The organism is Staphylococcus sp. TE8, from assembly GCF_000692055.1.
Taxonomy (GTDB): domain Bacteria; phylum Bacillota; class Bacilli; order Staphylococcales; family Staphylococcaceae; genus Staphylococcus; species Staphylococcus capitis.
Window position 1 is genome coordinate 507,532 of sequence record NZ_JMGB01000002.1, and the last position, 15,332, is coordinate 522,863.

Annotated in this window: 11 protein-coding genes; 3 read left to right on the forward strand and 8 right to left on the reverse strand. The window is 34.1% G+C overall.

What is annotated here, in order from left to right:
- Window positions 1-50: 50 nt before the first annotated feature.
- Complete coding sequence (locus CM54_RS08805; protein WP_037550679.1) at window positions 51-2,903, reverse strand: YhgE/Pip domain-containing protein; 2,853 nt, start codon at window positions 2,901-2,903, stop codon at window positions 51-53.
- A gap of 292 nt (window positions 2,904-3,195) precedes the next feature.
- Here CM54_RS08805 and CM54_RS08810 point away from each other — a divergent pair, with 292 nt between their 5' ends.
- Window positions 3,196-5,292, forward strand: coding sequence for an amidase domain-containing protein (locus tag CM54_RS08810; protein ID WP_030062683.1), 2,097 nt, complete (start codon window positions 3,196-3,198; stop codon window positions 5,290-5,292).
- 165 nt (window positions 5,293-5,457) lie between these two features.
- On the opposite strand, the gene CM54_RS08815 is transcribed toward CM54_RS08810, so the two are convergent.
- Together CM54_RS08815 and CM54_RS08820 are read right to left on the reverse strand one after the other, a co-directional pair.
- On the reverse strand, window positions 5,458-6,018 hold the full coding sequence (locus CM54_RS08815) for an isochorismatase family cysteine hydrolase (protein ID WP_037550681.1): 561 nt from the start codon (window positions 6,016-6,018) through the stop codon (window positions 5,458-5,460).
- Window positions 6,019-6,169: 151 nt separating this feature from the next.
- Window positions 6,170-8,134 (reverse strand): hypothetical protein, encoded by a 1,965-nt coding sequence (locus CM54_RS08820; RefSeq protein ID WP_037550683.1) that lies wholly within the window; start codon window positions 8,132-8,134, stop codon window positions 6,170-6,172.
- 251 nt (window positions 8,135-8,385) lie between these two features.
- Between CM54_RS08820 and CM54_RS08825 the strand changes: the two genes are divergently transcribed.
- Window positions 8,386-8,814 (forward strand): organic hydroperoxide resistance protein, encoded by a 429-nt coding sequence (locus CM54_RS08825; protein ID WP_030062686.1) that lies wholly within the window; start codon window positions 8,386-8,388, stop codon window positions 8,812-8,814.
- 72 nt (window positions 8,815-8,886) lie between these two features.
- On the opposite strand, the gene CM54_RS08830 is transcribed toward CM54_RS08825, so the two are convergent.
- The 4 genes from CM54_RS08830 to CM54_RS08845 are packed head-to-tail and all read right to left on the reverse strand — an operon-like array spanning window position 8,887 to window position 13,279.
- A complete protein-coding gene (locus tag CM54_RS08830; protein ID WP_030062687.1) occupies window positions 8,887-9,504 on the reverse strand; it encodes a metallophosphoesterase in 618 nt (205 codons plus the stop codon).
- Window positions 9,505-9,539: 35 nt separating this feature from the next.
- Window positions 9,540-11,189 (reverse strand): ABC transporter permease, encoded by a 1,650-nt coding sequence (locus CM54_RS08835; RefSeq protein ID WP_037550685.1) that lies wholly within the window; start codon window positions 11,187-11,189, stop codon window positions 9,540-9,542.
- 1 nt (window position 11,190) lies between these two features.
- A complete protein-coding gene (locus CM54_RS08840; RefSeq protein WP_030062689.1) occupies window positions 11,191-12,231 on the reverse strand; it encodes an ABC transporter substrate-binding protein in 1,041 nt (346 codons plus the stop codon).
- On the reverse strand, window positions 12,215-13,279 hold the full coding sequence (locus CM54_RS08845; protein WP_030062690.1) for an ABC transporter ATP-binding protein: 1,065 nt from the start codon (window positions 13,277-13,279) through the stop codon (window positions 12,215-12,217). Before CM54_RS08845 ends, CM54_RS08840 begins: the two co-directional genes overlap by 17 nt.
- 137 nt (window positions 13,280-13,416) lie before the next feature.
- Between CM54_RS08845 and CM54_RS08850 the strand changes: the two genes are divergently transcribed.
- Window positions 13,417-14,316, forward strand: a complete 900-nt coding sequence (locus tag CM54_RS08850; RefSeq protein ID WP_002436383.1) for a LysR family transcriptional regulator — start codon at window positions 13,417-13,419, stop codon at window positions 14,314-14,316.
- Window positions 14,317-14,421: 105 nt separating this feature from the next.
- Here the strand turns inward: CM54_RS08850 and CM54_RS08855 are convergent, their stop codons facing one another.
- Window positions 14,422-15,219, reverse strand: a complete 798-nt coding sequence (locus CM54_RS08855) for a hypothetical protein (protein WP_030062691.1) — start codon at window positions 15,217-15,219, stop codon at window positions 14,422-14,424.
- Window positions 15,220-15,332: the final 113 nt, after the last annotated feature.

Sequence of the window (15,332 nt, forward strand, 5' to 3'; positions counted from 1 at the left end):
CTAAAATAATCCCTCGAATTGAATCTTACAATTCGAGGGATTTTAGTATATTATTCAGTTACTTTACTTTCTGCTGCACGTTTAGCAATTTTACGCATAATTGGATCCATCACAGGTTTCATACATATACCGAATATAATAAATCCGAGGCCGAACAATGTGAGTACGACAACTTTAGTAATTAATATTTCAGGTACAATACCACCTACAGTTTCACGTAAGGCGTCAATGGCATAAGTGAAAGGCAGATATGGTGAAATGGTTTGGAAGAACTGTGGTGTCGTTTGAATTGGGAATGTTCCTCCACCCCCTGCGATTTGTAATACGAGCAAGATAATCGCTACAGCTTTACCTGGATTACCTAACATGGACACGCATGTATAGATGATTGAGTTAAATACGAGTGAACTAAATACAGCGATGGTTACGAATAAGACTGGTGATTCCACCGCCGCTTTAAGTATCACTAGGTCACCTATCGACACGATAAGTGCTTGAATGATACCTAAGAGGAAGAAGAAACCAGCTTTACCCATATAGATTTGTCGTGCTGTTAATATAGGTCGCAAATGTTCATGTTTGTTATCTACTGAAAGTAAACTTACCATTAATAAGCCACCTACCCATATTGATAACGCTGTATAGAATGGTGTCATTCCTGAACCATAATCTTTCACTGGGAAGACATCCGTAGTCTTTTTATTAATTGGATTTGCAATTGTGTCTGCTTGCTTTTTCAAATCATTCTTTAATGTGTCTATAAGTTTATCGATAGCATCATCTTTGTCTAGTTTCTTGAAGACTTTATCTGCTTTTTTAAGATCCTTCTCAACGTCTGGCAATTTATTCTGTGCGAAGTCAGCTAGTGAAGCTAAACCTTCTTTCGCGCGTGGTTGATTCTCATTTAATAAATTAACAGCGTTGTCATATCGATTAAATAATGCCGGTAAATTTTGGTTTACTGATTGAGTGACATTGGCTAATTCTTGTTCCAATTGTGGTAAGTCATTGCGCACGAAACTAGCGGCTTGTGCAACATCTTTCTTCACAGTTGGGAAGTAAGCTTGAGCAGTTTTCATGGCATTGATGTAAGTTTGTTCAATACCAGGTAAAGTGCTTTGTATTGTATCAATACGTTCTTTACCATCACTTAAGATATCTTGACCTGCATTAATCACTTGGTTGATTGAGTTCAATTTCGATTGAATTGTAGATAAAGTATTCTGACCTTTATTTAATTGATCTGTAATTTCGTTTGAAACAGCTAATAAATTTTTGTTTAGTTCATTTTTAATATATGAACGGAAGTTATCAAGATTATCACTCAGTTTTGGCAGTCCACGAAGTACTTTTACTGCTTCAGACTGGCCTGAACTACCATTTGATAAAGCATCAATTAATTGATTAGTTGTTCGTAAACTATCATTAATTTGGTTATTCGCCTTTTTAATATGTTTAATTTCTGATGATAAATCTACATCTTCACTTTTCTCTAGTTCTGAAAGAATATCGATCATTTGTTGATTATATTTAGTAGCATTTTCCAATCGAGATTTAATATTCTCAAGTGGTTCTTTAAATTGTGTAGGTTTATCTGATGCGATAATACCATATGCCATGTTCTTCAACGCTTTAATATCTTGTTGAGTGGCTTGAGCTTGTTTGTCTGTCTGATTTGATAATGATAATAACGATTCTGCTAAGGCGGTGTTCATTGATTTAATGTCGTTTTGTGTTAAATCTGAATCATTGTTAGATGAATCACCCATCGTACTCATTTGACTGGTCTTTATATTAGAGTAACTATGCCCTAAATCTTTATGGCTTTGGGTAACACTTTGTTGCTGTGTCGTTGTCTGATTGTTTAAATCTTTATTCACAGCACCATTCACTTCTTGTGCTCTACCGGCAGCTTCTTGATAGTCTTTCACACGCTGCTTCGCTTGAGTTAAATATCCTTGTGCGTCGTTTAATTGACTACTTGCTGCATCAATGCCTTCACTAGCAATGTCTACACCTTTATTAATCTTAGGAAATTGTGCTGGCACATCATTCGAAGCTACATTGAGTAGTCGTTCGATATTCGGCATATAATCATTAAGTGCTAGGATGAGTTTCGCCTTCTCATTTAAAGCGGGAACAGCGGAATTGACTGCATTGAGTTTATCTTGAGCATCAGTAATATTAGCCTTATATTTACCTAAATCTCTAAATTTATTCGCATATTGATCTAACTCGTCTTGATGATTGTTAAGATAAATAACTTTGTCAGCGAAGTCGTTTATCTTAGGTAATGCATCATTCGCTTGATATACCGCATTTTTAATCTTATTGATTGTCGGCACATTGTCTTCTAATGTTAGACCGACTTTATTTGCTTCAGTTAACAATGCTTTCGTAACTGTTTTATTAAATTGCTCATTGGCTTTCTCTACAACGAGCGATGAACCTGTATCTGTCAGTTTCGCTGCTACGGCATTAATTTTTTGGTTCACTTTGAAATTAACGTCTGCTTTTTGCGGATGCTTTCTTAAGGTGCCAGTAACTTGATGTGTAAACTTACTTGGTATGTATATACCGGCATAGTACTTACCCATCTTAATTTCATGGTCTGCTTTTTCTCTGCTAACAAATTGCCAATCGAAACTGTCATTGTTCTTTAACGATTTGACCATTGTATCGCCGACGTTAATTTTTTTACCTCGAACTTTGTCACCACTGTCTTCATTTACTACTGCTACTTTAATATGGCCTGTATTACCATACGGATCCCACATCGCCCATAAATTGAACCATGCATAGAACGAAGGTAGAATAGCTAGACCTGCTAAGATCACCCAAACACCCGGCGTTTTCGCTACCCTCTTCAAATCCGTGATAAAGAGTTTTAGTGCGTTCTTCATATTCACACTCCTATTGAGAAGGTCTTTAATATTCATTCTTTATAATAACTCTATTTTTATTTTTGAAAATGACTCCCCCATCATTACTTGATCATTGAGGAGATACTTCTATTATTTTATAAAATTTCTAGGAAAGTAATTTATTTTTACAAGTAAGATTTGTATAATAAATGTATTAAGGCGCATTACGTTTCGTTGATAGATATCAACAATATAAGTTATAAGTTAAATTATACCAAATTCTCAATTATTATCACACCAAAATTAAACTTTTCGAGGGAGAAAAAATGTGATGTCGAAAAACAAATTGTTAATTTATTTACTATCAACTACGTTGGTATTTCCAACATTCACTACCCCTACGGCCGTTGCGAAAGATAATACAGATGACATGAATCAACAAACAAAGGTAACTCATAAAAGTTCACAGTCGAAAGAAGATAAACAAGAGCAAACTGATAGCAATCAACGTGCGCACCAAGCTGAAAAAGCTTCTTCTGAGAAATCTCCTTCTAAAGAGAACGGTAAATCTTCTAAAACGCATAAAAAAGATAATGATGTTAAAGCGGATAAAAACAAAGCATCCAATCAGTCAGATCAGAATTCTAACCAGCCGCATCAAACTACAACAGCAGTTACTGATCAAAATAAGCAAAAAAATACAAATTTAGTTGACCAATTTTACCATAACGTTGCTCAAAGTCAGTCTCATATGAACGACCTGTTAAAACCTGATAAATATGATGATAGCTTTAGTTTAACTACATTAATTCAAAATCTTTTTAACTTTGATTCTAATATTTCAAATTATGAACAGTCAGACGATCATACAAGTCAATCACCTTCCACTTCAAATAGAGATGATTCTACTGATAGTGATAACAATGATTCTAAAGAGGTAACATCGAATAAAAATACTAATTCAGACATTCCTTCTGAAGGAAGTCATTCCTCTCATTCTGAAGATCAATCACATCAAAGTAGTACATCATCTTCTAAAGCAGAAACAGATGATTCAAAGGTGAGTGACGCATTATCTCAATGGGAACAAGACGATGATAAAAATACTTCCCAGTCACAAGGTCAATCGTCTCAACAAGATGAATCTAAACAGTCATCAAATCAAACGCATCAATCATCTTCTAATCAAACAACATCACATTCATCAAGTGACAACAACCACTCAAGCGTATCTGATTCAGCACTAGATACCATTCTTGATGAATACAGTGAAGATGCTAAGAAGACCCAATCTAATTATGAGCAGAAATCTAAACATCAGAAGAACACATCGCAGTCTTCTCAAAATAATAATCCGCAACTACCTACAGAGAATGAATTGAAACATAAATCTAAACCGGTTCAATCGTTTGAGAATGATATTAAAAAATCTAATACGCGTTCAACAAGTTTATTCCAACAAGTACCACAAATTGAAGATGGCAAAGTGTCAGACGATAACTTTAATGTGGTAGACAGCCAAGATACTCGTAAATTTATTAAATCGATTGCTAAAGATGCACATAAAATTGGCCAAAAAGAAAAGATTTATGCCTCTGTTATGATGGCTCAAGCTATCTTGGAATCTGACTCAGGTAAAAGTAGTCTAGCTCAATCACCTAACTATAATTTATTCGGTGTTAAAGGCAGTTATAATGGGGAATCTGTGAACTTCAATACACTAGAGGCTGGTAGCGATAACCAAATGTTTAGTATAAACGCTGGATTCCGTAAATATCCTAATTTGAAATCTTCACTCCAAGATTATGCTGACTTAATTAAAAATGGTATTGAAGGCAATCCTACAATTTATAAACCTACTTGGAAGAGCGAAGCATTAACATATAAAGAGGCAACGTCACACTTATCACATTCTTATGCGACAGATCCGAATTATGCTAAAAAGTTAAATAGTATCATTAAACATTACAATTTAACTGCATTTGATAAAAAACGTATGCCAAATCTGAAAAAATATACTCAATCAATTGGAACAGAAACTTCAGGAAGTGATTTCAAACCATTTGTTGAAGCTAGTGGATCTTCTCCATATCCACAAGGACAATGTACGTGGTATGTTTATCAACGTATGCAACAATATGACTCATCTATTTCTGGTGATTTAGGTGATGCACACAATTGGAACAATCACGCTGAAAGAGAAGGTTACACTGTAACACAGTCACCTAAAAACCATACTGCTGTTGTCTTCGAAGCTGGCCAACTTGGTGCAGATACACAATATGGTCATGTTGGTTTCGTTGAAAAAGTCAACGACGATGGTTCAATTGTGATTTCAGAATCTAATGTTAAAGGTCTTGGCGTTATTTCATACAGAACCATTGATGCAGAAGATGCCAATGATTTAGATTATATTCAAGGAAAATAATAAGAGTTACTCAAGATAGCATGTCTCTTCATAGAGCTTGCTATCTTTTTTATTTTCCAGGAAATAGTTGAGTTTGATGTGTATTTAAAATAATCCCTCCATAAACAATGTTTACGGAGGGATTGCTCAATTTGTATTTCATCGTTATATAAGGATGTTACTTTACTATAAATGGTTTCTCCATGATTCGACTGATTCTATTTCGCATGAACGATTTAAAATTTGTTCTATTATGAAATCATGCTTATCATCTGAACGATCTCCCACAGCATCTTCTAAAACTGTGATTTGATAATCTTTATCTGCAGCTTCAAGTGCGGTACTTAGCACCACTCCACTTGTCGAAATACCTGTTAAAACAAGGTGATTAATTTGATTCGCATTCAAGAAGACCTCTAAACCACTACCTGTAAACGCACTAAAACGTCGTTTAGTCATGATTGGTTCATCCTCTGCAGGTTCTAATTCCTCAAGAATTTGTTCAAACGCATCATCCTCTGTCATGGATATACCGCGTTGTTTAAAACTTGAGAACACACGATTATGAGGTGAAACGTCTGCAAAGTTTTTCTCTAATGCAACACGCATAAAGACTACCGGAATTTGGTGTGCGCGTGCTGCTTCTATTGCACGTTGATTTGCTTTAATTAAACTATTAATTTGTGGCACATTATTTGCGATACCTTTTTGCATATCCATCACTAATAGAGCTGTTTGATTTGTCATAGTCATACTCCTTTAACTCTTTTTTCATGAACAGTTTCTACATTATAACGATATGAGATACTCATTCTCCAATTATTTATATTTATTTCCATTGAAAAGTCACCCAAACATTTTAACAATTTTAAGACGTCCGGGTGACTAAATTTATTAATTATGATGCATGATGTTTCTTACGGCGACTTACCCAAATCAACGTGCTTCCAATCACTAAAGCAATGATTGCAAATGGTAAAACACTCAATTTAAGAACTTTACCTGCAGCTGGTAAAGAGATATTGCCGTCGTCATTTAATATTCCACTCAATAAGCCATCACCTGAACCTAATGATAAATTGTTCTCTGGGGATGGTGTATCCATATTACCAATACCATCTAGTATAGAATCTTTAGAGTTTAAATTATCTAATATACCTGATCCATTTGTTAAACCTGCGAGTTGGTTTAATATATCAGCGAGTTGACTACTGTTGTGATGATTACCATGGATTCTATCAAGTAATGATGGGCGATCTTTTATTGGTGATAAAATATAATTTAAATCACCTTTAGCTCGTTTAACACGATTTTGAAGTTGCAATAAGTCATTTGCTTTACCATCTAAAGCGGATTGTATCAGTTGTAACGCATCTGTTTTATCATTTTGAATACGTGTAATGACACTTGCTAAAATTTTCGCTTTATCTTGATTCAATCGTGTCGCTAATATCGTTTCGATTGCTTCTTTTTTATTTTTAGCATTATTTAATACGCCATTTAAAATATCATCTGCTGTTGCGTGACCATTTTTATCAAAATAGTGTTTTAATTGATCAACAATTTGAGATTGACTAAAGTGACCATTGGCTAATTTCTTTGCTATTTGAGAAGCTTCATTGTTTCCTAGTCGCGTAGATAATAGTTCTTTAATCAATTTTTCTTTATTATGTGATTGATCCAACATTGATTTAAGAATATCATCACTTGAAGTAGTGGCAACGCCATCAATCTGCTTCGCGATTTGATTAGCAATGTCTTTATCAGATTGACCTTTAATTTTAATGTTTTTCAATGCACGTTGAGCTTCATTGTTACTCATGATGCTATGAAGTATATTTTCAGTGGTCTTAGCTTTATCTTTATCATTTTTAAGTTGATTTAATATCGCGTTTTGTTGTCCATCAAGTTTTTGATGCGCTCGATCAATTTCACGTTTTAATTTTTGCTTATTATCGTCGGATAAATGGTTATCTTCCTTAACTTTGCTTTCTAAAGCACCTAAATCATTCAATTTACGACTTAGATAGTTCTCATTATTATCATTTTGTCGTGATTGTCTCTGTGCAAGCGCATGTGTGATTTTATCACTACCTTGTAAGTCCTTAGTGATTTTTCCAATCGTATCCTCAGCATTATCCCTATTTTGATTAGCTTCTGATTTTAGTGTTGCTATATCATGCTCAATTTGATTTTGACGCTCTTTGTTATCAGATTGATTTGAAGTCTTTTTATCACTTTGACTCGTACTAGAACTTTCATTTGAGCGGAGAGAATCCACATCATCTTTGATAGAGTCTAATTTCTTGAAAATGGTCGTATCATTCGCCTGTGCTTTAGTATCATTGTCTTTAGCTTCTGTATTCTGTGTATCTTCTTTATGAATAGCGTCTTTATTGGGATGGTCTTCATTTACACCATTGTTTTGTTGATAGTTATCAACATTATTAGAAATGGCATCCAAATCTTCTAAAAATTGATCTAACTCCTTAGACGCTTTTGAATTGTTGTTACTATCATTAGAGACCGTTGAATTTACTAACTTTTCATTATGTTGTCTCGCATCTTCAATAATAGCATCTATTTTAGAGTCATCTTTGGCACGATCTATACGAGTTTGATAATCTTTGATATCTTCTTTTGATAAGTCTTTTAAGTGATTTAATTTATCTTTAGCTTCTTTAATGTGTTTACTTAAAGAATGATTTTGATCTTGCGATTGTGTCATCGTACGAGATGTCTCTGTAGAATCTGCGTGTGTATTGTGGGTAAATCCATAACCAATGATTGTCCCGCTGACAAGTAGTGCTGTACATGAGATTTTTAAATATCCGCTAAGTTGGTGTACACGTGTTCTCTTCATATATTTACTCTCCTTCTATAGATTTCCCAATTACTCAATTCAATGCCATTATATACCATTTTACATAAAGATACACTTATCATTTTTATTACACTCTTTTAGATTTCTGTAGATTATTTAAAAATAATATTAAATATAAAATCACATTTCTTGTAAGTTTGACTTAAATGGTATTATACTTCGTTATAACCTTGATTAGTTAAACAAAATATCTAATCAAGCGTAATCAAATAAGGTAAGGAGTTCTCAAAATGGCAAAACCTTTATATACTACGACAATGATTTCAAATGGTGGCCGTGATGGTCGCGTATTTAGCCCTGATAATACATTCGTTCAAAATCTAGCCACACCTAAAGAAATGGGTGGTCAAGGTGGTAATGACACGAACCCTGAACAATTATTTGCTGCTGGATATAGTGCATGCTTTAACAGTGCTTTATCATTAATTTTATCTCAAAACAAAGTAAACGATGCTAACCCAGAAGTAGAAATCACTATTGAATTAATTAAAGATGACACTGACAATGGCTTTAAACTTGCGGCAGATATCAAAGTAACACTTGAAAATATCTCACAAGAAGACGCTGAAAAATATGTAGAACAAGCTCATCAATTCTGTCCTTATTCTAAAGCAACACGAGGTAACATCGACGTGCAATTAGAAGTAACAGCACAATAAAAAATACGGTAAAGCCAAGCCATTAAAAAATCCCCTTACTATCACCAGTAGTAAGGGGATTCTTTGTTTATCCTACTTTAATTTAACGCGACGCTCTTGAATTTTAGCATCATCATCAGAAACCTTCACAGAATATTGTTTCTGCGATGTTAAATCTAGTAATGTTAAGTATTGATTATGACCTGCGCCAGTATCAATATCTATGACACGAGGTTCAATATGAATGTGATCTTTCTTATATCCTAATCTATAATTCGGCACATGACCGTGAACAATAACTTTATTTTTAGGTAAGAAGTGGTTTAAATTTTCTGGAGCATGGCCTGTAACAACTGCTCTTGATTGTTTGCGCATCGACTTACTTGTATCAATTCCTGCATGTACAAAAATATATTGACCAATGACTTTATAATATGGAAGTTCGTTGATAAATTGATGCCACTGTATCGCTGGTTTGTCTTTACGTTCGAGCCATCTTAATTCATGATTCCCCACTAACGCGATAGCCCCGTCGTTTACTAATTGTTTTACAAATTTTAATGTCCCCACTGAATCTGGACCATTATTGACATAGTCTCCGATAAGTACTAGTTGGTCATCTTTTGCATCATAGTGAGCTGCTTTCAGCAATCGCGCTAGAGACTTACCATGCCCATGAATGTCCGATACTGCTAATAATCTTTTAGGCATCTGTGCATCACGCTCCTCTCACTACTACTGAACTCTTAAAGCTTTTTCTTTCTTTGATACGTTTCTAATATGAATAAAATGATTGAAGTAATACCTATAGACATTATTGCCATTGCCATACCTTGGGCAGAATCTCCTTGCTCAAATTGACGGTAAATAAACGTTGAAGATGTATCCGTATTAGGTGGTCTCAACATTAACGAAGCAACTAATTCTCTCATAGATATGCAAAATATAAGTATCCATCCAGAAATAATGCCTGGTCTTAACAAAGGAAATGTAATTGTTCTGAACAATGTCCATCCTTTACTACCTGAAATCTGAGCTGCTTCAATAAGATTTTTACTTAAACGTTGATCAACCGTTCTTATGTTTTGAACAGCGTATGGAATATAAAGCACTGTGTAAGCAACGACTAATATTCCGATTGTATTATAAACCGGTAAGGGATTATGTTTATTATTCCAGAAAAGGATTAGCCCAATAACCACAATAATACCAGGTACTGTGTTTGGTAATAAACTTGAAAAGTCAATCACCCGACCTAAAGAATTACGTCTTCGTGTGATTAATACAACCCATAGACCAATTAAACTTGCTAACGTAGCCGAAATAGTAGCTAACATGATGCTATTAAATAAAGCTATGCCACCATTACCCGATAATACATTAACAAAGTTTTGCAAAGTAAAGTTACTTAGATGAAATCCTGACGATAACTGTTTCATAAAGGCATTCATAAAGATACTTGCATAAGGTAAAACGATAGTAACGATAATTTCACAAATAATAAATACATAACATATTATATTCCACTTACTGCGAGAATGAACTTTCACTTTATGTCCTTTTCCAGCATTAGAACTTAAGTGATTTCGCGATTGAAACCATTGTTGAAATGCCCATACTGTCATACTCACAGCTAATAATAAAGTAGATAATAACGCTGCTCTTTGAAAATCAATCGGCCATATAGAAGCACTATGATGAATTTCTGAGGTTAATACCTGAAAGCCTATTCTGTTTCCCATTGTGACTGGTGTACCAAATTCTCCGATTGTTTTAACGAAAATAAGCAATGCTCCCATACTATATCCTGATGCAAAAAGTGGCGCTATAATTTTACGAAAACGATAAAAGAATGTACCTCCGTAAATTTCAGCTACTTCTTCTTGTGATTGATGAATTGTCATGAGTGCATTTTTCAAAATAATATATAAAAATGGTGTCAAGTGGCAACTCATGATCAACACCATCCCAAAAAAGCTAAAGAAATATGGTGTCACACGTGAGAAAATGGGGCTGAGTTGTTCCAACAGCCCATTTCTCTGCATTGTTAGCATCCATCCCATTGATCCGATATAAGGTGGTGTCATAAATGGAATCATAATAACAAGATCTAACCATTGATGTTTAGAAAGTGACGTCTTTGTCATAATATAGCTCAGTGGTAGTGCAATGATTGTGCATAATATGACGACTGAAATACCTAAAATAACTGAGTTCCATAATATTTTAAGGTGGTAAGGTTGACCTAGTTGTTGGATGTGTTCCCCAAATGTGCCATCCTCACTAGACACAAACCCTTTAAAAAGTATTAAACATAAGGGCAAGATGATGAGGAGGAACAACACAATGACTGCTAGTACTTGGTTCACACGATAGAATGAAGAATGATGTCGCATATTATCTCATCAATTCCGTGAACTTTTTCAATACTTTTTCACTCTTATCACTTAAATGATTCCAATCATATTTATACTCTTTGATATCTTTAAGTTTAGCTTTACCTTTTTTCTTCTCTGCTGTTTTGTCTGCTGGAATTAAATAGTGATCATCCACTTGCTTTTGGCCTTTAGAACTAGTGACATAGTTCATATATTTTTTAGCTAACTCTTTATGTTTTGATGATTTTAGAATAAATGCTGGACGCGGTGAAATCGCTGTCCCTGATTTAGGATATTTGATGTCTACCGGTTCACCTTTTGCTTTCGCTGCATATACCATGTAGTCTACACCACCATATACAACATCATTGTCACCTTTAATCACTGATTCTAATGCAGGTTTATTCGCACCAGCAAGTTTCATGCCATTTTGCTTCAATGCTTTATATTCATCCCAAGCTTTACTTCCTTCGTTATTCACTTTAATAGATAATAAATCTAATGCCGTACCAGATTCTGAAGGATCAGGAATGGCAATTTTATTTTTAAATTTAGATTGAGTTAAGTCTTTGACGTCTTTAGGTGGATTTTTAACGTTTTTAGTATTGTAAGATAAACCTAATGCACTGCCACTAAATCCATAATAGTATCCGTCTTTATCTATCCAATCTTTATATAATTTTTTATGATTTTTAACTTTATAAGGTTCAATTAACCCTTTCTTCTTATAATCTAATGCTGCAGGTAGTGATGCGAGTTGAACTACATCTGCTTTAGGATTATCTTTTTCAGCTTCTAAGCGACCAAGAATTTCTCCAGTAGTTCCTTGGAAAACTTGTACTTTTTTACCTGTTTGTTTTTCGAATTGTTTGACCATATCATTAACTAAATTATCTGGTCCTGCTGCATATAAAACGAGTTTATCTTTACTATTTCCGTCATTTGAACTCGATTTAGAACTATTACTCCCTTTGTCGCCATTCTCTGGTTTATTTTGACATGCTGCTAATAAAACTACCGTTGCAATTAAGATTACGATATATTTAGTGAACTGCTTCATGTTTAGTTTCCCCCATTTTTATAAAGTAATTTTCAGGAATATCAAAGGTTAAATTGACCGTCTCATTCTCTTGAAAATAGTTACTATCGTAAAACATAATCGAGACACCATGCGATGATGCTGTATATTGATAACGTTCACCTGTGAAGCTCACTGTCTCAATGACAGCGGGTGTCGCTTTCGAATGAGTTGCTTCTTCTATATGTACGTGTTCTGGGCGAATTAATACGCCATATTTCCCCTCTTTAGTTTGGATAGAATGATTAAGTTGAAAACCTTCATTCGTGCTTAAAACTTGATTATGACTCACGCCTTCTAAAAATGTCCCCTTCCCAATAAATGTGGCAACTTCCTTGTTCTTAGGATGTTGATACAATGTTTCAGGCGTTCCATATTGAACGATACTTCCATTCGACATGACTGCAATATAATCTGACATACTCATAGCTTCATATTGATCGTGTGTGACGAATATAGCGGTCATGTCATATGTTTTAATTAATCTTTGAATTAATAACTGCATATCTTCCCTTAAACTTGCATCTAAAGCCGATAATGGTTCGTCCATCAATATCAGTTTGGATTGTGAAATAATTGCTCTGGCTAATGACACACGTTGTTGTTGGCCACCTGAAAGTTGATGAATCGCTTTATCATAGTGTTCTTCCAAGTGTACCTCTTTCAGTGCTTGCATCACACGTGTTTTTAAATCTTTCGTATCTTTATTTACCTTCAATGGATACGCAACATTTTGGAAAACAGTCATGTGTGGCCATAGTGCGAAATCTTGAAAGACCATCCCTAAGTCTCTCTCAGCCGGTGATACATATGTATGTTGGTTAGAATCATAATAAGTGCGCTCATCATGATTTATACTTCCAGAATCTGGTGTTTCTAAACCGGCAATTAATCGTAACAACGTAGTCTTACCACATCCTGAGGCCCCTAGGAGCGATACAAATTTACCACTCTCAATCGTTAAATTAATATCTTGAATCACAGTCCTTGAACCAAATGATTTTTTAATATTTTTAAGTTCTAAAACCACATCCTCACCTCTTTCAATTACTACTATAGAAAAAGATTGTTAATAATTATTAAACAGAATGTTAACGCTAACTCAAAAAATTATATGTAATATGTATAAATGTATAGAGAAAATTTATATTTGAGAGGTGACATGCTTTGAATACAAAGCAGATGATGATATTTAAGCAGTTTGTTGAATTTCAAAATGAAAATGCGGTAGCTGAATCAATGAATATTACTCAACCGACCGTGACATTTCATTTAAAAAATTTAAATAAATATTATGGTATTCCTTTATATTACAAAAAAGGAAAGCATTTTAAATTAACTGAAGCTGGGGAATTGTTATATCGAAATACAACTAAATTATTAAATTTAATGCAGGAAACAAATGATGTCATGTCAGACTTCAAAGCTTCTAAGCGAGGAACTTTAAAAATTGGTGCAAGCCATGCGCCTGTTTACCACATTTTGCCAGAAGCCTTTAAAAGTTATATGAATAATCATCCAAATATACAAATTGATTTAACAGTAGATACAGCGCCTCATATCATTGATAAATTGAGAAGTAGAGAAATTGAGTTAGCTGTCATTTCTGAAAATGCCTTTTACGAGAATGATTTAAAGGTAAAACGTTTTATGGAAAATGAATTAATGATAGCTATGGACAAAGAACATCCACTAGCTCATAAAGAAGCGTTAACTATGAAGGATTTAGAATACTATGATTTTGTTATACATAGTGGAGGATCTACCAGAGAAAGTATTGATGAGTGGCGTCGTGATAATTTAGTACAACTTCGTGCACGTATGCAATCGAATAGTTTGAGTAGTATTTTAGAAACGATTAAACATTCTCATTATTTAAGTTTAATTAGTCATAGTGCAATTCAACATCGTCAAGACATCGTAAGTAAAAAGCTACCTAATGGACCCAGACCTCGATACATATCAATAGTTTACCGTGATGATATGTATTTAACTCCAGTTATACAGAATTTTATCTCACTCATATACAATGTAAATTTCGGGGAAGCTCCAAATCAACGTACGTAGATAACGTAAAATAAAAAGCAGGAAGTGTTTGAAACACAAAGTAGAAATTGAACCTAACTTTGTCTCAACTCACTTCCCTACTTTCATGGAAGTAACATTTAATTCTTAGTAATTTTCAAATATCAGATTGGTTTTAAGTTGATCTTTCTTCTCATGAATTCCTAATTGATCTAACCTCTTAATGATAGCACTTTGAACTTTTTTCGCTTCCGCTTCATTGGTAACTTTAGAGGAGATTTCTACAACATTTTGATCTTTAATATCCCAGTTTTCGATCTTCACTTCATTACCATCAATATGACCTTTATGTCGTTCAAAATGGACCGGTCCAATTAAATGAGGTTGTTTGATTTTATCTAATGCATCACTATAAGGTTGTTCAGCATGAGTCTTTAAAATCTTTAAACTATCTTGAGCATTAGGCATAGCTAAACTTCCTGAACCTAGTTTTTCTTTTGCTTCTTTTGTCACGCTTAATGTTTCTTTACCTTCACCATATTCTACTTCGTACTCATCTCCATTATAGCCATCTGCTTTTGCTTGTTGAATGGCGCTAGACACATCATGATTAGAAATAGCATATCTCTTTTTATACTGCAGTTTATGTTTACTATCATCTTCAGATTTGCGTATACGATAAGTGACGTTGTTTTGATAATTCGTACGGTTGGCATCATCTAAATATTGAACTTGAAAGTCTTCATCTTTGTCTTCTGAACCTAAATCTTCTAAGACACTGTGCTTAATATGGCGATTGTCTTTTACTATTTTATGACTATCTGCATATACTTTAACTTCATATTGATCTGGTTGATTTGTCTCAGCTTGCGCATTATGCGTTACTCCGCTACCAAGTAAAATTGCTGTTGTAACCATTCCAACTTTAATTAATGAACTTGTCATTCGCTCCCACCTCCACTTTCAACATAAACGATGTTTATGTAGCAAACATGACATTAAAATAAATAGATAATAAATTTTTATAAAGTTTTTGAATATATACTTTTATAAAGTTT

What these genes read in the sequence shown, in the direction of transcription:
- CM54_RS08820 (WP_037550683.1), bottom strand. Translation starts at nt 8,134, where the DNA reads ATGAAGAGAACACGTGTACACCAACTTAGCGGATATTTAAAAATCTCA.
- CM54_RS08815 (WP_037550681.1), bottom strand. Translation starts at nt 6,018, where the DNA reads ATGACAAATCAAACAGCTCTATTAGTGATGGATATGCAAAAAGGTATC.
- CM54_RS08805 (WP_037550679.1), bottom strand. Translation starts at nt 2,903, where the DNA reads ATGAAGAACGCACTAAAACTCTTTATCACGGATTTGAAGAGGGTAGCG.
- CM54_RS08835 (WP_037550685.1), bottom strand. Translation starts at nt 11,189, where the DNA reads ATGCGACATCATTCTTCATTCTATCGTGTGAACCAAGTACTAGCAGTC.
- CM54_RS08840 (WP_030062689.1), bottom strand. Translation starts at nt 12,231, where the DNA reads ATGAAGCAGTTCACTAAATATATCGTAATCTTAATTGCAACGGTAGTT.
- CM54_RS08855 (WP_030062691.1), bottom strand. Translation starts at nt 15,219, where the DNA reads ATGACAAGTTCATTAATTAAAGTTGGAATGGTTACAACAGCAATTTTA.
- CM54_RS08810 (WP_030062683.1), top strand. Translation starts at nt 3,196, where the DNA reads ATGTCGAAAAACAAATTGTTAATTTATTTACTATCAACTACGTTGGTA.
- CM54_RS08825 (WP_030062686.1), top strand. Translation starts at nt 8,386, where the DNA reads ATGGCAAAACCTTTATATACTACGACAATGATTTCAAATGGTGGCCGT.
- CM54_RS08830 (WP_030062687.1), bottom strand. Translation starts at nt 9,504, where the DNA reads ATGCCTAAAAGATTATTAGCAGTATCGGACATTCATGGGCATGGTAAG.